We start from the raw sequence: 19,601 nt of genomic DNA on the forward strand, positions 1-19,601 counted from the left end.
TATATTATTGTGTAAGCGCCCCTACTTTATCTGCTTAAGCGCCAACTTAACCACTTGCTCTACCGTAAGCGATGCGTCGTCTGTAAGTATGGCTGTTACTACCTTGGCTGTAGGAGCTGGCGAGAAGCCAAGCATTGTAAGTGCTGCAACTGCCTCGTCGCGCACATCAACTGGGATAGTAGAACCCGCAGCTGTACCTGCCGACACTTCTTGTGCTATACCAAGTGACAGTATCTTGTCCTTAAGGTCAACGATGATACGCTGTGCCGTCTTCAGTCCAATGCCCTTTACACCCTTAAGCAGACGCTCGTTGCCTGTAGATATGGCATTGGCAAGCTCAGCTGGAGAAGCCGAAGAAAGAATCATACGTGCTGTATTGGCACCTACACCCGATACGGTTATAAGCAATCGATAAAGGTCGCGCTCTTGCTTTGAGGCAAATCCGAAAAAGGTGTAACTGTCGTCGCGACCACCTGTTACAAGACTCTCGTGTACATACAGCTTTACGTCTTTCTTGCCCTGTATTGCCTCGTAAGTATTTAGGGATATGTTCATGGCATAACCTACGCCGTATGCCTCTACCACTGCCTGAACTGGAGTAAGCTCTGCCAGTTCGCCTTTTATATAATCAATCATTGGTGCGTTATCTAATAATGTATTGTTGTAATATTACATTATTTATAACGCACCAATGAGGCTATTATTGTAGAAAAAAAAGAAAAATTAGAACTTGTCTATGTCTATCGACACGCCTACCTGAAAGTTGATACCATCGGTCAATGGGCAATTAAGATAATAATACTTTGGACGATAATTGAAGAGATTGTCCAATGCTGTTGTCAACTTTATTGCTTTGCCGATATTGTGTGTAGCCGACAGCTTCCACATAGTATAAGCGGGATAGTCTACCTTTATTGTGCCCTCGCTCACATCGTAGTAGTTCTTATACTCCACATTGCTTGTGCCTGACATCACACGACCGTTGATACCCAGACTCAAGGCATAGTTCTTTGAGAATCGATGGTCGTAGTCGGCACGCACATTGAGCGCATGCTCTCTTGACGGAATATACTGGTTGTTTATAGTATTACCCTCCTTGTCCTTGGGCAAATGTTCTTTTGTGTAAGCATATGTTATACGTGCCGATAATCCATTGTCCCAACGTGCCTGTGCTCCTATCTCGCCTCCACACACACTATAATTGTCGAGATTGGCATATGGAAGATAAGGCAGCTTGTCAGTAGCTGTCTTGAAGTAAGGCGCAGCAGTGGCAAGTTTGTTGTGCACAAGATTGTAGTAGACAGATGCAGTAAAGTCGTAATGACCATGGATATATTCGGCCGAGAGGTTGAAGTTGTGACTCAATTCCGACTTAAGGTCCTTGTTACCCTCCACAATCCATATGCCTACCATATCAAAGTTGTAATACTTCTCCTTAAGTGTTGGAGCCCGAAAGCCCATGCCATATCCGGCACGCAGAGTGAGACGGCTTGTTGGACGATAGCGCAGATTAAGCTTTGGTGTAAGGTTAGACTGACTTCCGTCCGAGAAATAGTCGTAACGCAAAGCTCCTACAAGCTCTACCTTGTCGCTTACCATCCAGTCGTATTGCGCAAACACGTCAAAACAGTCTTGCTCGCGTATAGAACCATCAAGGTTGTTATTGTATAGATAATCGTGCATATAGTCGGAACCAAGGGTCAACACATCTCCCCTCTCAAACTCATGACTATACAATGCACGCACAGTATTCTGCACATTGCTGTACGAGCGAATGTCCAAGCGACGAACGGTTTGATAGTTCGACTTGTCGTATTGGTCGAATGAATAGTTTACACGCAACTGGTCGAAAGCCGACATAGTCCAATTCATTCTCAATCCGCCACTAAAGTCGCGATAGCGTTCGGGTTGTCCTACGGTGCGAGTTGTCTCGCGAAAGAAGTAGCCTGCTCTTCCGGTAAAGCTCAATGCCGTAGAAGGTTTCCACGTCAGTTGCTCGCGTGTGTTTATGGTTTTATCGCCATAGATGGTAGATATAACACGCGTAACGGGATTGGGTCCACTATTTACCGTGTAGTTATCTGTTGTGTTGTAGTTGGCCGACAGCATGTTGCTCCAATGCTTGCTGCTTAGTCCAAATGTTCCGCCATATCGTTGCTCGCCATGTTTGGCAAGTCGTCCGTTAAGGTTTAGCGTCCATGGCTTCGACGCTTTCTTTGTGATGATGTTTATAACACCACCCGATGCGCTACTGCCATAAAGTGCCGAAGCAGCTCCCTTTACTATCTCTATGCGCTCAACATTGTCCATCATCAGGCGCGTAAAGTCGACATCGTCCATTGTCTCTCCTGCAAGACGCTCGCCGTCAACAAGGAACAGTATGCTCTGACCTCCAAATCCCGAGAAGTTGAGATGTGTCTGCTGGTTCATAGAGAACGAGAATTCTACACCTGGCAACTCCTGCTGAAGCAAGTCTTGCACGTTGGTTGCATCTATTTTGGCTATGTCTGCAGATGTTATGACACGTGTCTGTATTGGGGTGTCCTTTAGAAACTTAGGTGTGCGTGTGCCTGTAACAACAATCTCATCCAAGTCATATTGGCGGAAGATTGAGTCGGTTTGGCTTTCCACTACAACTGCGCTGTGCTGTATTTGTGCCGTTGCAAGTAGAGGCAAGCAACCTGATATAAAGAGCAAAGAATATCTCTTGACCATATGTGTCTATTAATACGGATATTTGTAATTAATTGTCAACCAGCACTTCTTGCCTGCAGGCGACAGATAGTCGGCAAGCTGAAGCGCAGCATAAGTGCCATCATTAAGACGCAAAACAAAGACGTGACTGTCGGGAATATAATCTGGCGGAATATTAAACTTAAAGCTTAGCCACGACGACAACACTTTATTAATCTTTATACCTTGCGACGGAACGAGTCCCAAGAGCATTTGGTCTTTGTTGTCCCACACTTCCTTCTCTGTCCATTCGTCTTCAACAAACGTTTCGTTCTTGAATGCATCGCTCGACTCGGGCAACTGATCCATCGACGTATACTGTGTCTTAAATACAGCTCCGCCATTAGTGCGTACGTTGTTGCGATGTACGGCAAAGGTCCATTCGGTTGGTTCTGGCTGGGAGTCGCATGGTGTATAAGATCTAAACTCATTATTTTCAATACCCGAACCAAGCACATCAAACCAATAGAGATATTGTCCCGAATGGCCATCGCTCTCGCCAGTAAGTGTCATTGGTATAGGCCAAGACTCGTGCTCGGTTTGTGCCTTAAGCAAGGCATCATCATCACCTGCCTCTGTTAGTTGCTGCAGTTGCTTTAGGTCGATATAGTACCAATCGGTCCAACTTGTAGCATCAACAACAACCTGCCCCTTTGCTGGCACCAACTCCTTTTGTGGCTCGTCGTATATATCGTCAAATATTCCCGTGCATGAAGTCAGCACAAACATGCCGAGACAAGCCAATGTTGCAGACAGAGCGTGGGCAAATGTATTATTGTTCATTTATATCTAATTGATTTATCCCTTACTTAAGTTTCTGAAGTGTGGAATTTAAAGTATTTAAAGTAGTTAGATAATTTAAAGCCATATGCTTTATTGCTCCTCCCCGTAGGTGAGAGGGAATAGATGCAACTCCTCTCTCTCCTACGGGGAGGGACAATAGCCGAATAAACGGCATGCGAAATGGGACTTTATTTCTTAATATATTTCTTTCCGTTTACTATCACAATGCCTTTATAGTCATTGCCTACACGCTGACCAGCAAGGTTGTACATCTTGCCGTCGTTATGCTTGTTGGCTACATGTACACCGTTGATGCCTGTAGCGCTGTTGCCAAAAGTAGAAACAATACCAAAAGGCATGGCACCTATCTGGAATGTATTTACAATCTGCTCTACTGTTGAACCGTTGTACTTAACAAGAATATTGTTTGGCTTGTCGCTATTGAAGGTATAGTCGGCATCCATTGTCTTTGTGCCACCCTTCTCGGCTGTAAAGTGGAACAATAGTCCGTCATTAGCATAGTCGCGATAGAAGCCTCCCTTTGACTCATCGTAAACAAGTCCCTTTACCACATACTTGCCCAAACCAAGATTGCCCATAATGGTATTATCGAGTGTGTAGTAAGGCACCTCAACATCAAGCTTCTCTACATCATCCTCCTTATACTTGCGCACGCTGTACGTAACGCTTGAGTTGTCGTATTTAAATTGTCCGCCTACATTTACGCTGATAGCACCCGATACACCATTTACATAATAGCCCTTTACGTTGTATGTCATAGGCATAGGCATGGCGCCAAACTTGAACACAGCTGTAAGCGAGAACGAGTTGTCGGCCATATTATAAGTACCAGTGAGCGATGTTCCGGTAATTGTCTTCTCGGCACCATTCACCTTAACAGTAGATGTAAACTGCTGGTTGGCAAACTCAACCACATGATTGGCCCCCATAGAGAATGTAGCTCCCTTGATGGTGAACGATGGAATGGTTGACATACCATTCATTTCGGGCAGGGTTATATCGCCTGATGTCATATTATTCATGACAAACGATATTGTGTCGCTTGCGTTTGAGAGGTTCACATTAGACACTTGCATCGTTGAGGCACCAACAAACTTCATTGCGCCGTGCATCTGAGCCATCATTGTTGTTGCCGAGAAAGCGGCAACGAGGAGAGTAAAGATTTTCTTCATTTTCTATTGATTTTTTCTTTTTTCAAGGATTATACCTTACTTATATTTTAGCGATTGCAAAGGTCGCAACAATTTGCAACTCTCACAATACTCATAAATGATGATATTGCCACTTTTCGCACAATCCTCATTATTAGGTATTGCCATATTTCTTCTTTTTATATAATTTTGCAGCTATAATCGCAAATAGGCATATATACATTAAATAGCTACTTACACATTATATTATATATACATATTATAATAAATACATATCCTTAGATATATGAAAACTAAAACATATCCTGGCAAGACCATCGGCACATTGCTCATCGTCTTGCTCCTCATGCCTCTTGGTCATGCGCTTATGATTCTTATGGAGCACTATCTCGCTCCTACAGTACTTCACTATTCGGCATTTGCCATGGGATTCCTTGGACTCGTCATTACCATATGGGGAGTATTTGTCAAGGGAGACACTCGACAGACTTGTTTTGGTCTTGCAGGCTCGGTACTATTCTGGACAGGTTGGGTGGAATTTCTACTTGCCTATTATGCCCAACGCTATGGCGTACATTGCGACCTTGTGGGCAATGGCATTGTGGAGACTGTTAGCAGATATGTAAATGGTGTGGCTGTAGACCATAGCTTTACTATCAATGGCTCTCCACTCGAAAGTTTCTCGCGTGCCGAACTAAAGGAGCTGCGAGGCTCGCGTCCCGAATACCTCATCATGCCTGCAACGTTTGGCATGTGGATGATGTTCGTAGTGTTGTATCTGTTCTGCACACGCAACGGTTGCCTATTCCTACATTGGATACAAAAGCATTGCGGCATTAACAACAATGTTGAGTTGCGCCCAATGGCATACCATCCAAGCATAGTTATGTTCATGGAATGGAACATTATGATGTGGGGCCTATATCTGTTGCTTATGTTCTGCTACGACCCTGTGTTCCTTGGCGACCATCATCCCGTTACCTACATCATTGCGGCTATATGCCTCATAGGTTCGGCATTGATGTTCAAGAAACAGTTGCGCATAGCCAATTGGGGCAGAAGCATACGCATGGCTTATGCCACAGTTATTGTGTTCTGGACATTTGTTGAGGTGGCGGCTCGCAATGGCATGTTCAAGGAGATTTGGGTTGACCCTATGCACCATGTGGCAGAAATGGTTGGTGTATTAGTTGTATTTGTGGCGCTTGTTGCTGGCTACTGGCTTTACAATGCCAAGGACAACCATGAGGCGAAAGAACAATAAAGCCTGATATACGACAAGAAGGTTGTTCGACCTCAATATCGAATCACCCTAAATATTGTATTAATCCAATTTAGGTTTCACACAATATTTAGGGTGATTGTATTTTAGTTGCAGTTTCTATTGCCAAATAAAAACATTACATCCAAGAATAATTTCTCAGAATTCTTTGTTAACTTTGCTACCGTATTACAAACTTCGTTTTTAAAGTAAAGCTATGAATATGAGGAGATTTATATTTATTCTAATTGTTTCCCAGTTGATGTCTTTAGCATGTGTTGCAGCAAACAAGACTATTAAAGGGCATGTTGCGGATGAATTTGGTAAGAATGTTGAATTCGCAAGCATGATAGTATGCTTTAAACGTTAAACTATATTACTCCCCCAAATACCCCAGTACCTATTTCAGTACCATATAACTGGTACTGCAGTTTATATTGTATGGTACTGCAGTTTCATATAACTGGTACTGCAGTACCAACTAACTGGTACTGTACTTTCAATTAATATACTTAGAGCACAACAATAATATACTTCGAACACAACAATATACTTCAAGCACAACAACAATATTGTAGGATTGAGAATACCAACTTGAGTACTTGCCCGTATCAACATCTACGATTTGTAAGCATTACGTTCAAAAACCCTTACAATTTAACAAAACATCGGGCATTATTCTACTTATATGTAGGTAATCTTGTAAGGCATAATAAAAAAATGGCAGGTTATAGTATTGGGTTTTGCGCTTTTTCTGTAACTTTGCATCCAAGAACAACCAATTCTTCTTTTTCGTACACAAAGCCTAAAGCCGCATACGTAACAGAAGAATACAGATACAACAATAAAAGAAATAAGACATTATTAAGACTATGAAGAAAATCAGAGCAGCCGTAGTGGGCTACGGCAACATCGGACAGTATGCTGTCCAGGCTCTCGAAGCAGCCAACGACTTCGAAATTGCTGGTATCGTACGCCGTAATGGTGCTGACAACAAGCCAGCCGAACTTGCACAGTATGACGTGGTAAAGGATATCCGCGAACTGAAGGATGTAGATGTTGCCATCCTTGCTACTCCTTCGCGCTCATGCGAGGAATATGCTAAGCAGATTCTGCCTCTCGGCATCAACACCGTTGACAGCTTCGACATTCATACATCTATTATAGACTATCGCGCCACACTTATGCCTATATGCAAGGAACACAAGGCTGTGAGCATTATTGCTGCTGGATGGGATCCGGGTTCTGATTCTATCGTGCGCACTCTTATGCAGAGCTTGGCACCTAAGGGTTTGAGCTACACCAACTTTGGTCCGGGTATGTCTATGGGACACTCTGTATGTGTACGCTCTAAGGATGGTGTAAAGAATGCTCTTTCAATGACTATTCCTAAGGGCGAGGGATTGCATCGCCGTATGGTATACGTTGAGCTTGAGGATGGTGCCAACCTTGAAGACGTTACAGCTGCCATTAAGGCCGACCCTTACTTTGCCAACGACGAGACTCATGTATTTGCTGTTCCATCGGTAGATGCTGTACGCGATATGGGTCATGGTGTTCATCTTATCCGCAAGGGTGTTAGCGGCAAGACACAGAACCAGCGCATGGAGTTTACTATGAGCATCAACAACCCTGCTCTTACTGGTCAGGTACTTGTTAATGTAGCCCGTGCTTCTATGCGTCAGCAGCCTGGTTGCTACACAATGGTTGAGGTTCCGGTTATCGATATGTTGGAGGGTGACCGCGAGGAGCTTATCGCTCACTTGGTATAATAAGACAATACGACGATAAACATAAAAAAAACATTTGGATGTTCGCTACTGTTTGAACATCCAAATGTTTTTTTATGTTTATCGCCATATACATTTGTTTTTGTTATGGCCTTGCAATATAATTCTTTTACTGCTTTAGTCCGCAACGCTTCATCTCCTCGTCCACCATATTTGTCAATTCAACAAACTGCTGTACAGAGAGCTGTTCGGGACGCTTTGTCATTATGTCCTGTGCATAGAAATCGGCAGATGCTGAACTACCAAAAATCTGACGCAAAGACACACGCAACATCTTGCGACGTTGATTGAACACAGTCTTGACAACACGCTTGAACAATCGCTCGTCACATCCAAGGTCCATAACCTCGTTGCGTGTCATACGTATAACCGCACTCTTTACCTTTGGAGGTGGATTGAATACTGTTTCGTCTACAGTAAACAGATACTCTACATCGTACCAAGCCTGTATAAGCACAGACAATATACCGTAGGCCTTATTGCCAGGAGCCGATGCTATGCGCAAAGCAACCTCTCGTTGTATCATACCCGTACAGCAAGGTATTAGCTCCTTATAGTCGAGCATCTTGAAGAATATCTGCGATGAGATATCATAAGGATAATTGCCAGTAAGCACAAACTGCTTACCCTCAAAGATGTCGTTGAGGTCCATACGCAGAAAGTCCTCACCTATGATGTTCTCTTGCAACTTAGGGAACTTCTCGTTAAGGTAAGCCACCGACTCCTTATCTATTTCCACTGCCTTTACTGGTCGTGGCTTTGTAACAAGAAACTGTGTCATAACACCCATACCAGGTCCTATCTCAAGCACAGGGATATCAGGACAAGCGTCAACAGTATCGGCAATGGCCTTGGCAATACCAAGGTCGGTAAGGAAGTGTTGGCCAAGATTCTTCTTTGGTCGTACGGATTTTATCATTCGTTGATATTAATGAATTGAGTATTAAAAGAGCCAGAAGCACCAAACTCCTGACTCCTTATATTCTATATTCTTATTATTCAGCCTCCTTACGGTCGTCAACATTGTCGCCCATTGTAGGAGCAAGCGTTGCCTCGAAATCGGTAATACCGTTGTTTACGAGGATGTTGTACCACTGGATAAGCTTCTTGATATCTGAGTCGTGAACACGGTCGCGGTCGTATGCAGGCAATACCTCAGCAAAGAAAGTATGCAATTCATCTGCCGAACACTTCTTGTAGTTGAGTGAGCATTCCTTCGACTGCTCCTTCTCGCCAAGATTCTTCAATACTTGCCACAATGGAATATCCTCAGCATCGGTATACATAGCGATGTCGGCAAGTGATGTAACACGGTCTGAAGCAAATGCTGGCATACGGCGATGTGTTGGGTCGATAGCCTCAACAATAAGGTTCATCTTGCCACGAGACACAAGTTTGTAGAGTCCTGGTTTTCCTGCTATTGAAAGAATTGTTTCCATTTTTTGTTCTTAATTTTATTATTAGTTATTAATTATTTTATTCTTTATTGCCATTTTGCTTGGTGGAAGCAAAACTCGAGAGAGGCTGAATGCACTTCTGCCCAGTCGAGACGTGCTCTCTCTTATAGCTTGCATTGTGCAAGCACTTGGCTTATCTGCTGCTCTAAATCGCCTACCCCATCATTATTAATAACGAAGGAGCTGCGACGTTGCATTTCTTCTTGCGGCATCTGTGCTGCAATCCATTCTGCTGCCCTTTCGGCTGATATGTTGTCGCGATTCATTATACGTTGAATGCGCACATATTGTGGTGCAGCTATACAAACTACCTTATCGAAATCAACACGTTGATCGAATTTGCTCTCAAACAAAATGGCACTTTCAAGCCATTCCATTCCCGAAGCGTTAAAGTCGGCGGCTACGGCAGGATGCACCACATTGTTAACAGCTATCTTATTACTCTCGCTTGCAAGTAAAAAGTCGGCAAGCACACGCTTCTGCAACTGTCCATCAGCCGAATATACATCATCGCCAACAAGTTGCTTAAGGTTGTGTTGCAGTTGTGGCGAAGTGCGCATAAGGCGCTTTGCAGCTGCATCACAATCGTATACCTTTATACCATGCTGCTCAAGCAGACGGCATACATAACTCTTGCCTGAGCCTATTCCACCAGTTATTGCTATCTTCATAGTTTTATTGCTGTTCGATAAGATAGTCTACCTGACTTCGCTGCAAGCGCGCATTGCGTACACTATGCGGACTCGTCTTAAGTATAATCGAGCACTTGTCAGATGGATTTGCAATTAGTTCGTTATAGTCGACAACTACCGAGAATTGATCGGCATTGATATGACGGAACAAACTTGCGCCTACAGTAAAGTTAACTCTAACCTTTGACGGGAAAGTGCGCAGCACCTTACCCTCGGGCATATTAATTGACTTTATAGGAACCTCGATGCTCTCTTCGGTCAAGATGTCGGGATAAAGACCTATGCGCACCATATTTGGCACAATCTTAACACCCTTAATTTTCTCAAGCGCCACATTCTGTATAACGGTATCGCCAAAGTTGACTATGTTTATAGGCGCAGTCTTAACGTATCTCAGCGAATCGAGCACACGCTTTGAGGCATAAACCGTAACTACATCAGGCCAGAACTTTGTACGTGCCAAATAATAAGAGCGTCCAGGAACAACCTGACCTGACATACGTACCGGTACACGACGAGATATACCAAAGTTGAAATAGAAGTCAAGACGGTCGGGCTTTACCTGAAGCACCTTAGAGGCTCCGGTAAACTTCTGGTTAACCATCTTAAGCAAGTCGGCAGCAGGCACGATGCCATAACCAGTCTGACGGTTGGCGTATGTAGAGAAGTTAATATTTATTGGCTGCAATCGGTCGCCATACATATACATTACAAGCGAGTAGCCTTTGTCGCGTACAGTAACACGTACCGTATCTTCAATCTCGGTAGTAATGACAGCATTCTTTGGCACATTGACTAGACGCACGGGCACACCAACCTCTTGTTCAAACGTCTCATTGAGCGTCATCATCAACCAGAAGATAGAGCTCAATACGAGAAAGAACAAAAAAATCAGAAACTCCTTGTTCACCGAACTGAACAAGAAGTTCCTGACCAACCTGTATATTTGCGTCAAGCGATTTTCCATCAAAACGGCTTATATATTACTTCTGTGGCTGTGATGCCGAGTCGGCATAAACACCATTCTTGTCGACAGTAACGACAACACCACGTGCTATCTCTACCTCAACAACGCCATTGGCAAGGTCTACACGGCGTACTGTACCGTGAATACCACCACCAAGAACAACCTTATCATTTTCCTTAAGAGCGTTCTGAAACTCACGAATTTTCTTCTGCTGTTTCTGTTGAGGACGAATCATAAAGAAATACATGATTGCAAAGATAGCAACCATCATTATCAACATACCATATCCTCCGCCCTGAGCCTGGGCCTGCAGTAACATTACATTCATTTTATTATTGTTGTTTTAGTTTGTTATTACTATATAATAAGGTGGAGCATATGGCACCACCACGTAAACTTAAAGTTCCTGATTATTATTCCTCCGAGATATCCTCTTTAGCATTAGCCTCCTCTTCAGCACGCTGCTCTGCATAACGTGTACGCAAAACCTCACCATCCTCTAAAGCTTGTTGAGCACGGTTAAGACGCGGTGTTGACTGACGACGTGGAGCAGGACGACGCTGTGGACGATCCTCTATAGTCTTCATAAGCTTGCCTGTTGATACTAGATAACGGGCAATAGCGTCGAGCATACCATTGATGTAGCCACCCGACTTAGGTGTAGAGTATAGCTTTGCAAGCTCAACATACTCGTTGATGGTTACGCTGATAGGTATGTTTGGGAAAGTCAGCATCTCTGCAATGGCTATCTGCATGATAATGACATCCATATATGCAAGACGAGAGAAGTCCCAGTTGCGTGATGTCTCACTCATATAACGCTGATACTGGTCGGCGTTGAGAATGGTGGCACGGAATAGCTTCTGTGCAAAATCCTTGTCTTCCTGATCCTTGTATTCAGGCAATAGTTCCTGCTTAGAATTTGTACTCGGGTCAAAACGCTTGATAGTCTTAAGCACGAAAGTGTCTACAATTTCCTTGTCGTCGTTCCAATAGAGGCTCTGCTCCTCTAACAGTTGGTCGAGATCCTCATTCTCCCGAATGAGTTGACGGTATAACTTGCGCCACACCTCGCGGTCGGCCTCATACGAGCTGTCTTTGTCGGCCATATAGTCAGCATATGTCTGGCTCTGCTCTATCTGATTGCACAGATTGCGCACAAACTCGATACTTGTGTCCCACGATTGTTTCTGTGTCTCGGCAAACTCTGCAAGCTGCTTGTTCTCTTCAAGCTGAACGGCAAACTTGTTGTAAGCGAATTTCTGTGATGGCATAGTAGAACCATCACGCTGTGCTCGCTGCGATGCAACCTCGACTCTTCGACGTTCTTCACGAGTTATGGCGACGATTAATTCCAAGAGGTAATTGTACAAGTCGTATGCCTTAGACAAGCTAAAGAGCAATTCTTTTTCGGCACTGTCCATTAGCTTGTTACCATTTTGATAGTATGCGTAGGTCAACTGAACTATCTTTATTCTTATCAATTCTCGATTAATCATCCTTCTATATTATTATAATGTGTCTCTATTTTCGATTTATTGTGGTTCGCTTTACATTTCGTTCTGCAAAAATAGACAAAAATGGGTGAACTACCAAAAAAACACGGCAATAATAAACATTTTTTCTATAAACTTTGTTAGTTCCATATAAAATCAGTACCTTTGCACCGCTTTTTTGAGCACATCTATACAGAATTTGAGAAAATTCAATATTTCTCGTGTGATGGCGAATTAAGGCATAAACATTATTTATTCAACTTAATTTAGAGTAACACAATTATGAAAGAAATTAACGTTACAGGTCAGAAGCGTGAAAACCTTGGAAAGAAAGCTTCTAAAGCATTGCGTAAGGAAGGTCTTGTACCTTGCAACCTTTATGGTCTCGCCGAGCAGGATGGCAAGCCAGTAGCTATGTCATTTGCTATCGCTATGGCTGAGCTTCGCAAGATTATCTACACTCCTCACATCTACGTTATCAACCTCGTTATCGACGGCGAGTCACACACAGCTATCCTTAAGGAGATTCAGTTCCACCCAGTAACTGACGCTGTTCTTCACGTAGACTTCCTCGAGGTTAACGATCAGAAGCCTATCACAATTGGTATCCCAGTTAAGCTCACAGGTCTTGCACAGGGTGTACGCGATGGTGGTCGTATGAACCTCTCTATCCGTAAGATCAACGTTACTGCTCCTTATCAGCAGATTCCTGAGCACCTCGAGATCGATGTTACTGCCCTTAAGATTGGTAAGAGCATCAAGGTTGGCGAGTTGAGCTTCGAGGGTCTTGAGATTGCTACAAGCAAGGAGGTCATCGTATGCTCTATCAAGATGACACGTGCCGCTATGTCGGCTGCTGCTGCCGCTCAGGATTAATAAATAGCAAACAATTAGCAAATTGTAATAATAAGAAAAGCGCACGAGTCTGCATTGACACGTGCGCTTTTTGTCATTTAGGCTTATAAGACATTTGGGTACTTATAAGCCCTTACTATTTCTTTTAGACAATGGATAAGTTTTTAATAGTTGGTCTTGGCAATCCTGGTTACGAATACGAAAACACTCGACATAATACCGGATTTATGGTGGTTGACGAGTTTGCTCGTTCTGTAGGCGCTACCTTTGAGGACAAGCGCTATGGCTTTGTGGCTGAGACATCAATAAAGGGTCGTAAGGTGTTTATACTAAAGCCCACAACATATATGAACCTTAGCGGCAACGCTGTGCGCTATTGGCTGCAAAAGGAGAATATAGATCAGGAACGCTTGCTTGTTGTTGTAGACGATCTGTCTATTCCGCTTGGCGATTTCCGCTTGAAGGGTAATGGTTCTAATGGCGGACACAACGGACTTGGCAATATACAGCAACTCATTGGTCAACAGTATGCACGTCTGCGTATGGGTATTGGTGCCGACTTTGCAAAGGGTCAGCAGGTAGATTGGGTGCTTGGCAAATACGATGAGGAGGATATGAATACACTACAGCCTTCTATCGACCAGACTGTTGATATTATAAAGAGTTTTGTGCTTGCCGGACTGAATATCACAATGAATCAGTATAACAAACTGGGAAAGAAGGCTAAAAAACAATAAGGCTTATGGCTGAAGTAGCACGTATAGACAAGTGGCTATGGGCAGCGCGCATATATAAGACTCGCTCCATAGCTGCCGATGCCTGCAAGAATGGCAGGGTTACTATTAATAATGTAAACGTCAAACCGAGTCATACGGTTAAGGCTGGCGAGGTGGTTAGTGTAAAGAAACCGCCTATAACCTACTCGTTCAAGATATTGAAGACTATAGAGCAACGTGTAGGTGCCAAACTTATTCCTGAGGTTTACGAGAATGTGACTGATGCCAAGCAATACGAATTGCTTGAAATGAGTCGCATTAGTGGATTTGTAGACCGTGCACGCGGTACTGGCAGACCTACTAAGAAGGAACGCCGTGCCCTTGATGCATTTGTTGATCCTGCAATGTTTGGGTTTGATGATGAGGATGAGGATGAAGAATAAAAGAAAAAGACCCAAAAGCCCTACCCCCAACCCCTCCCCCATAGGGAGGGGAGTAGTATGCTTTTCTGGTCTAACACGCCAAGTTTTTATTTACAAATACATTTCATTCCCCTCCCTATGGGGGAGGGGTTAGGGGTGGGGCTTTGTTTCTTTTTACTTCTTCTTCCCCTTTGCATCAAACCTATACGTAAACGTCAGGTTCATGTAATGATGCAAATAGTTAGCCGAATTTTCCACACGTTGATATGCCGAGTATTCACTTTCGTAGTATATATCCTTATTGAATATATCGTCTACCCACAACGAGAGACGGCACTTGTTCTTGCAGAAACTGTAGTTGATGCTTGCGTTCGACATCAACTTATGTCCGTTCATCTCTGCCGTCTGATATCCCGAACGGAAATCGTCTGCCAATCTTATCCACAACTCTACCGGCGAGAGCTTGATACGGGCGATTATTCCTGCACTATTGTATACTGGACGACTATTGTACGAGGCGTCGTCGTAACGATAACGGTTGAGCGTAAGGTCGTTGAAGAGAGTCAAACTAAGCTTCTCCGTCTCGTACGTCAACTCCAAATTCTCGTTTACACCAAGCAGACGCTGATGGTTCAAATCAGGTTTGGCTTGTGGGTCGGCATTGTCGACGATTGTGAGGAATCCGTACGACTGCGACTTAGACAAGGCAAACTTGTTCATAATACGGAAGTAGACACCAAGACCTTGGTCGTAATTGAAACCAAACTTCCACTCGTCTCCTCCCCTTACATTCATTGGCTTCGACTCGTACACACCTGTATTAGAATTGTATCTATAAAGTGTTGCCGTAGGGTTGATATCCTTGCGGTACGACGCACTAACGCCAAGTACTATCTGCTTGCGCAACCACATACGATGATAGCCAAAGGTTGTGGTATGACTATGCGAGTTGTGCAGCAATGGGTTGCCTTCTGATATCTGCAATGGGTCTATTGTGTTGCGATAGCCAAAGGTACTGATAAGATCGGGCACCGTGGTGTTATAGGCAAACGATAGGTCCATACTGCGTACCCGGTTCATCTTCCACTTTAGGAAGATAGACGGCTCTATGGCATGGCTTATGCGCACGACTGCGGTGTCGAGTCTACCATATTGATAGTCGGTACTCTCGCGGTTCACTGTCCAATCGAGCTTAGGCATAATCATCAGCTTCTTCGACGGTGTTATGGTCGACTTCAACGTCACGGTATTGGTCCATGTATGCAGCAGATAATGCAAAGCATTGTTGGCGTCGAGTGTTGTTGGCATATTATTGCTTACGTTGTGCTCGTCGGTGTCGGCATAGAAGTTTCGACCCACACGTGTGCGTGTATACATAAGGTTGTCGGCTATGTTGACGTACACCTTCTTGCCAAACCAATAGTCAACCCCGGCTTTAAGCGATGTGCTTACGTTACGCTTGGTATAATCGTAGTACTGCCACTGCTTCTCGCTGCTGCCTTCGCGCAGATACTCCAGGTTGCGGTTGATATATGTATCGCTATTGTTGCCGTTGAGATTTGTTCTGCCCGACAACGAGAACGAGCCTTTCTTGCCAAGATAATGAACCCAGGCATAGTCGACAACGAGTTGGCGTGTCTGCTCATCGTCTGTCTGATAGTTGCGACTGCGTGTTATAAGCTGGTTGTACAGAGCATCGCCAGGCTTTGCTGCAAGTGCGGCATCGAGTGTATGATACTTAAACTTGTCTGGCTCATATCCGTATGATGCTGCATCTGTTTGGTTCGTAGTGCGACTCTTTGCGTATGTGGCATGCGCCTTGACGGTTATGGTGTTGAGCGAGTCGGTATAGGCAAAGAGGTTCGCTTGGATTTGCGGCGTAACATTATGCTTGTTGCGATGCTTACGCGACAAGGCAAATGTGCGGTCTTTATCAGGGAAGAATGTCTCGGTAGACTGGTTAAAGGTGTTCCAACCATCGCTATGACCGAGGTTTGCGCTAAAGTCGATACGGTTGTTGTCGAAGTTCTCGGCTCCCTTTGTCTTCCAGTTGTGCTGATAGTTGTACGAGCCATACTGACTCTTGCCATCGCCGTCAATATTACGGTTCATAGTCTGTCGCATAGTTCGGTCGATATATCGGTTGGCATTGTTGGCTTGGGCATATATCATCTGCGGGTCGTGGTCGCTAAGCTTGCTTGCCCTCACGTCAAACATATATCGCTTCTTTGTTTGGTATTGCGCCTCAACCTCTCCATACCATTTGTCGAGGAATCCAGGCTTTACCTGTATGTCAAGCACTTGGTCTTCTTCTCCCTCATCGCTACCAGTATGTCGCGCCAGTTCCGACTTGCGGTCGTACAACTTAATCTTGTTAGCCACCTCAGCAGGAAGTTCTCCCACTATCTGGTCGCCCCCAAACAAGTCCTTGCCATTCATCATAAGACGAATAGGCTTATCGTTCCAATATAGTTTGCCGTCACGATTTTGCACACCAGGCAACTTCTTAATCAGTTCGTCAAGGCGTGCTCCTTCCTTCAGCTTAAAAGCATCTGGATTAAACACAATGGTGTCGCCCGACATTGTTATGCGCGGAATATGTCCCTTAACCTCTACCTCCTGAAGCATAAGTGCTGTAGGTTGCAAGCGTATTGTGCCAAGGTCGGTTGTGTCTTTCACCTCCTCGCCATACGAATAGTCTACCTTGCGGGTGCTCTTATAGCCAATCATACTGAACTTGAACATTATTCTACCTTCCCAACCACTATTGAGATAGAAGCAACCAGTGCTGTCGGTCTCAGTAGAATTTTGCACCGACCAACCAGGCTGTGGATTAATCTCACTGTTAATATTAGCCCCGACAAGAGGTTCTCCCGTCTCGGCATTAACAACCTTTCCCTTGAAGGTGTCGGCATGGCATACTGATAGCGGTGCTAAGCAAACGAATAGCAAGAGCGCTATTTGGGTTAAGAGATATTTCATAAGCATTCTAAATTTTTGTTTCAACCAGATATCTTTCCTTGGGGTTTTATTATACTAACGTATAAGGTATAGGATTATCAACGGTTATTAACTGTTTTTAACCATAATGTAATTAGTATCTTCTCAGCTTTTTGATAGATATCACTGTTTATGGTAATTGTACTCATATACTAATCCTCCTATTAAATCAAATAAAATGCAAAAATAGTGAAATGATTGCATATAAACAATATATTTCCAACGTTTTAATATTTGTAAGATTTAAATTAGCGAGAAAAAGCAAACAGAATATAAAGTTTTATTATCTGCAGGCGAACAGTCTTTGGCGTGATGTTATATAAAACACGACACTTTGAACGCTATAAAAAAGAAAGAATATATAAAGCCCGAGATGAAGGTCTTACAAATGGAGATACAGGCTATACTCGCTGGTTCTTATATCATAAAGGCTACGGAAGATGATTACAGAAATTTAGACGAGTATATAGAAGAAGACTGCATCTATGCAGACTAAATGTAGGAGGATATGGCATCCCTGCCATATCCTCTCTGCCATGATTGCCAAGCTGATTTATTTAGTGGGTATGGCAAGGATGCCATACCCTCCTACTGTTTCCTCAGTTGGCTGTATTTCTTTACACTTCCTTCCAATCAACCAATCCCTTTCCCTTATCATCCAATTCAATGGCAAGGGCTATCACCTTTCGCTTGTCTGCCTTGAAAGGTTCGGCATATTGCTTTGCTCTAATCTGTTCTGTGGCAGCATCTATGCCACCGTTATTGCTAAGCTTCAGTTCGAGAACATAAACGAAGTTGGTGGTTTCTACCACCATATCTATCCTACCCGTAGCTATCATCTTTTCTACTTCAACACGGCAACCGATGGCATTGAATATGGTGCTCATAATAAGGCGGTAGCGCTCCTCCATATCCATGCTGGCAAGCTTCTTGTTACTGTAAGGCACATCAGCTATAAGAGCCTTCAAGCATTTCATGGCTTCGGGCAGATTACCAAGCTTTAGGGAATACAACAACATATTTTGGGTTGATATTACTTGTGCATTCGTTTGCAATGTCAAGGCTGGCAATACTATCTTATATAGAGCCTTTCGAACTTCATAGTTTGGAATGCCAAGCAAATAAATCCCTTCGATATACCCCTTTATCGTAAGATAACCAGACTGATAAAGAAATAGTTCCGCTCCGCCACCGGTTACATCTGAAGTCTCTATGGTGTCGCTATCTATCGGACAATTATCAAAATCTTTCAGTCTTATTTCTATATCATCCACAAACTTTGGAAGCAAAGAGGTTGCGCCCGACGACGCCCAGTAGTTCTTAAGTTTGGAATCAGCGAGGGCATTGATAAGACTGAACGGATTGAATATATCCACCATATTCTCATAACAGAAATGATAGCCGTCGTAATAGGCAGTCAACTGTGCTACGGCTTCATCTGTAGTCCATCCATTTCTTGATGCCAATCTGCTGATTTCGGGTTTGAAATCTCGGAGCACTTCTTCCTTCGTTATACCGCAGATGGCTGCATACTCAGGGTCAAAACTGATGTTGCTCAGATTATTTAGCACAGAGAAGAGAGAGATTTGCGTAAACTTGGTGATGCCGGTGATAAAGACAAACTTTTCGTATTTGTCATCTGCCTTGAGAATGGCAAAAACCTCACGATAGATAGAGGTGCATGCTTCGTGATGAGGAGTCTTCCAAGAATGCTGCAATGGAGAGTCGTATTCATCGATGAGAATGGCAACCTGATGTCCGGTTTGCTCATACGAACCAACAATTATGGCATTGAAGCGGTCGGTAAGACTATCTGTAGGATTAGGAATCAATGAATATTCTTTTTCATATTGTCTGAAAGCATTATCAAGATAAGAGCGCAATGTTTCAGGCTCTGCTCCTGCACGACTCATATCCAGCCTTATGACAGGACGCTTCACCCATTCTGTCTCCAGCTGCATTATCTTCAATCCCGCGAACAGTTCCTTCTTTCCCAAGAAGTAGGATTCGAGTGTATCTACCAGCACTGACTTGCCAAAGCGGCGTGGGCGGCTTAGGTAATTATACTTTTTCCCCCTGTTGGCAAGTTGCCAAATAATATCTGTCTTGTCAACATACAGGCATCCTTGCTTTCTGATTTCCTCAAAAGACTGGATGCCTACAGGCAATTTTCTATCGTTTATCTCTACCATAATTCCTTTGCTTTGGTTTTCAAGTGCTAATTTACGATTATTTCCTCAAACTGCCATGTCTTTAA

General features: G+C 43.7%; 18 protein-coding genes. 6 read left to right on the forward strand and 12 right to left on the reverse strand.

Annotated features, from left to right (window positions below):
• Positions 1–21: 21 nt before the first annotated feature.
• The 4 genes from ruvA to C9991_RS14640 all read right to left on the reverse strand — a co-directional run bounded on the left by ruvA (position 22) and on the right by C9991_RS14640 (position 4,709).
• A complete protein-coding gene (ruvA, locus tag C9991_RS14625) occupies positions 22–636 on the reverse strand; it encodes a Holliday junction branch migration protein RuvA (RefSeq protein ID WP_106813229.1) in 615 nt (204 codons plus the stop codon).
• An 87-nt stretch (positions 637–723) separates the two neighbouring features.
• Positions 724–2,715 carry a TonB-dependent receptor plug domain-containing protein gene (locus C9991_RS14630; RefSeq protein ID WP_106813230.1) on the reverse strand — a complete coding sequence of 664 codons (1,992 nt, stop codon included), beginning with the start codon at positions 2,713–2,715 and terminating at the stop codon, positions 724–726.
• A gap of 9 nt (positions 2,716–2,724) precedes the next feature.
• The gene (locus C9991_RS14635; RefSeq protein WP_232823362.1) at positions 2,725–3,516 is read right to left on the reverse strand and encodes an HmuY family protein; all 792 of its coding nucleotides are present in this window, start codon (positions 3,514–3,516) and stop codon (positions 2,725–2,727) included.
• Positions 3,517–3,704: 188 nt separating this feature from the next.
• Positions 3,705–4,709: a calycin-like domain-containing protein gene (locus C9991_RS14640; protein WP_106813231.1), complete on the reverse strand. Its 1,005-nt coding sequence runs from the start codon at positions 4,707–4,709 to the stop codon at positions 3,705–3,707.
• 265 nt (positions 4,710–4,974) lie between these two features.
• Here C9991_RS14640 and C9991_RS14645 point away from each other — a divergent pair, with 265 nt between their 5' ends.
• Together C9991_RS14645 and C9991_RS14650 are read left to right on the forward strand one after the other, a co-directional pair.
• Positions 4,975–5,952, forward strand: a complete 978-nt coding sequence (locus tag C9991_RS14645) for a hypothetical protein (protein ID WP_106813232.1) — start codon at positions 4,975–4,977, stop codon at positions 5,950–5,952.
• Positions 5,953–6,821: 869 nt separating this feature from the next.
• Complete coding sequence (locus C9991_RS14650) at positions 6,822–7,721, forward strand: diaminopimelate dehydrogenase (protein ID WP_106813233.1); 900 nt, start codon at positions 6,822–6,824, stop codon at positions 7,719–7,721.
• Between the two features lie 127 nt (positions 7,722–7,848).
• Here C9991_RS14650 and rsmA read toward each other — a convergent pair whose 3' ends face one another.
• The 6 genes from rsmA to nusB form a co-directional block, all read right to left on the reverse strand.
• Complete coding sequence (gene rsmA / locus C9991_RS14655) at positions 7,849–8,655, reverse strand: 16S rRNA (adenine(1518)-N(6)/adenine(1519)-N(6))-dimethyltransferase RsmA (protein WP_106813376.1); 807 nt, start codon at positions 8,653–8,655, stop codon at positions 7,849–7,851.
• Between the two features lie 79 nt (positions 8,656–8,734).
• Positions 8,735–9,178 carry a DUF5606 family protein gene (locus C9991_RS14660; RefSeq protein WP_106813234.1) on the reverse strand — a complete coding sequence of 148 codons (444 nt, stop codon included), beginning with the start codon at positions 9,176–9,178 and terminating at the stop codon, positions 8,735–8,737.
• 122 nt (positions 9,179–9,300) lie between these two features.
• On the reverse strand, positions 9,301–9,867 hold the full coding sequence (gene coaE / locus C9991_RS14665; protein WP_106813235.1) for a dephospho-CoA kinase: 567 nt from the start codon (positions 9,865–9,867) through the stop codon (positions 9,301–9,303).
• Positions 9,868–9,871: 4 nt separating this feature from the next.
• Complete coding sequence (locus C9991_RS14670; RefSeq protein WP_106813236.1) at positions 9,872–10,855, reverse strand: CdaR family protein; 984 nt, start codon at positions 10,853–10,855, stop codon at positions 9,872–9,874.
• Between the two features lie 16 nt (positions 10,856–10,871).
• Positions 10,872–11,183, reverse strand: coding sequence for a preprotein translocase subunit YajC (gene yajC / locus C9991_RS14675; RefSeq protein WP_106813237.1), 312 nt, complete (start codon positions 11,181–11,183; stop codon positions 10,872–10,874).
• A gap of 85 nt (positions 11,184–11,268) precedes the next feature.
• The gene (gene nusB, locus C9991_RS14680; RefSeq protein WP_106813238.1) at positions 11,269–12,354 is read right to left on the reverse strand and encodes a transcription antitermination factor NusB; all 1,086 of its coding nucleotides are present in this window, start codon (positions 12,352–12,354) and stop codon (positions 11,269–11,271) included.
• A 279-nt stretch (positions 12,355–12,633) separates the two neighbouring features.
• Between nusB and C9991_RS14685 the strand changes: the two genes are divergently transcribed.
• From C9991_RS14685 to C9991_RS14695, 3 genes are all read left to right on the forward strand, one after another.
• Complete coding sequence (locus tag C9991_RS14685; protein WP_106813239.1) at positions 12,634–13,227, forward strand: 50S ribosomal protein L25/general stress protein Ctc; 594 nt, start codon at positions 12,634–12,636, stop codon at positions 13,225–13,227.
• 131 nt (positions 13,228–13,358) lie between these two features.
• Entirely contained in the window at positions 13,359–13,943 is a 585-nt protein-coding gene (gene pth / locus C9991_RS14690; RefSeq protein ID WP_106813240.1) for an aminoacyl-tRNA hydrolase, read from the forward strand.
• Between the two features lie 5 nt (positions 13,944–13,948).
• A complete protein-coding gene (locus C9991_RS14695; protein ID WP_106813241.1) occupies positions 13,949–14,365 on the forward strand; it encodes an RNA-binding S4 domain-containing protein in 417 nt (138 codons plus the stop codon).
• Between the two features lie 153 nt (positions 14,366–14,518).
• On the opposite strand, the gene C9991_RS14700 is transcribed toward C9991_RS14695, so the two are convergent.
• Positions 14,519–17,326 carry an outer membrane beta-barrel protein gene (locus C9991_RS14700; protein WP_198643832.1) on the reverse strand — a complete coding sequence of 936 codons (2,808 nt, stop codon included), beginning with the start codon at positions 17,324–17,326 and terminating at the stop codon, positions 14,519–14,521.
• Positions 17,327–17,678: 352 nt separating this feature from the next.
• On the opposite strand from C9991_RS14700, the gene C9991_RS16770 reads away from it, so the two are divergent.
• Complete coding sequence (locus C9991_RS16770; RefSeq protein ID WP_157949501.1) at positions 17,679–17,840, forward strand: hypothetical protein; 162 nt, start codon at positions 17,679–17,681, stop codon at positions 17,838–17,840.
• A gap of 121 nt (positions 17,841–17,961) precedes the next feature.
• Here the strand turns inward: C9991_RS16770 and C9991_RS14705 are convergent, their stop codons facing one another.
• Positions 17,962–19,536: an ATP-binding protein gene (locus C9991_RS14705; RefSeq protein WP_106813243.1), complete on the reverse strand. Its 1,575-nt coding sequence runs from the start codon at positions 19,534–19,536 to the stop codon at positions 17,962–17,964.
• Positions 19,537–19,601: the final 65 nt, after the last annotated feature.

This window comes from Prevotella merdae, from assembly GCF_900290275.1.
Taxonomy (GTDB): Bacteria; Bacteroidota; Bacteroidia; order Bacteroidales; family Bacteroidaceae; genus Prevotella; species Prevotella merdae.

Coding starts and splice junctions, on each gene's coding strand:
- C9991_RS14650 (WP_106813233.1), top strand. CDS start 6,822: ATGAAGAAAATCAGAGCAGCCGTAGTGGGCTACGGCAACATCGGACAG.
- ruvA (WP_106813229.1), bottom strand. CDS start 636: ATGATTGATTATATAAAAGGCGAACTGGCAGAGCTTACTCCAGTTCAG.
- C9991_RS14630 (WP_106813230.1), bottom strand. CDS start 2,715: ATGGTCAAGAGATATTCTTTGCTCTTTATATCAGGTTGCTTGCCTCTA.
- pth (WP_106813240.1), top strand. CDS start 13,359: ATGGATAAGTTTTTAATAGTTGGTCTTGGCAATCCTGGTTACGAATAC.
- C9991_RS14685 (WP_106813239.1), top strand. CDS start 12,634: ATGAAAGAAATTAACGTTACAGGTCAGAAGCGTGAAAACCTTGGAAAG.
- C9991_RS14700 (WP_198643832.1), bottom strand. CDS start 17,326: ATGAAATATCTCTTAACCCAAATAGCGCTCTTGCTATTCGTTTGCTTA.
- yajC (WP_106813237.1), bottom strand. CDS start 11,183: ATGAATGTAATGTTACTGCAGGCCCAGGCTCAGGGCGGAGGATATGGT.
- C9991_RS14670 (WP_106813236.1), bottom strand. CDS start 10,855: ATGGAAAATCGCTTGACGCAAATATACAGGTTGGTCAGGAACTTCTTG.
- C9991_RS14635 (WP_232823362.1), bottom strand. CDS start 3,516: ATGAACAATAATACATTTGCCCACGCTCTGTCTGCAACATTGGCTTGT.
- C9991_RS14705 (WP_106813243.1), bottom strand. CDS start 19,536: ATGGTAGAGATAAACGATAGAAAATTGCCTGTAGGCATCCAGTCTTTT.
- C9991_RS14660 (WP_106813234.1), bottom strand. CDS start 9,178: ATGGAAACAATTCTTTCAATAGCAGGAAAACCAGGACTCTACAAACTT.
- C9991_RS14645 (WP_106813232.1), top strand. CDS start 4,975: ATGAAAACTAAAACATATCCTGGCAAGACCATCGGCACATTGCTCATC.
- C9991_RS14640 (WP_106813231.1), bottom strand. CDS start 4,709: ATGAAGAAAATCTTTACTCTCCTCGTTGCCGCTTTCTCGGCAACAACA.
- coaE (WP_106813235.1), bottom strand. CDS start 9,867: ATGAAGATAGCAATAACTGGTGGAATAGGCTCAGGCAAGAGTTATGTA.
- nusB (WP_106813238.1), bottom strand. CDS start 12,354: ATGATTAATCGAGAATTGATAAGAATAAAGATAGTTCAGTTGACCTAC.
- C9991_RS14695 (WP_106813241.1), top strand. CDS start 13,949: ATGGCTGAAGTAGCACGTATAGACAAGTGGCTATGGGCAGCGCGCATA.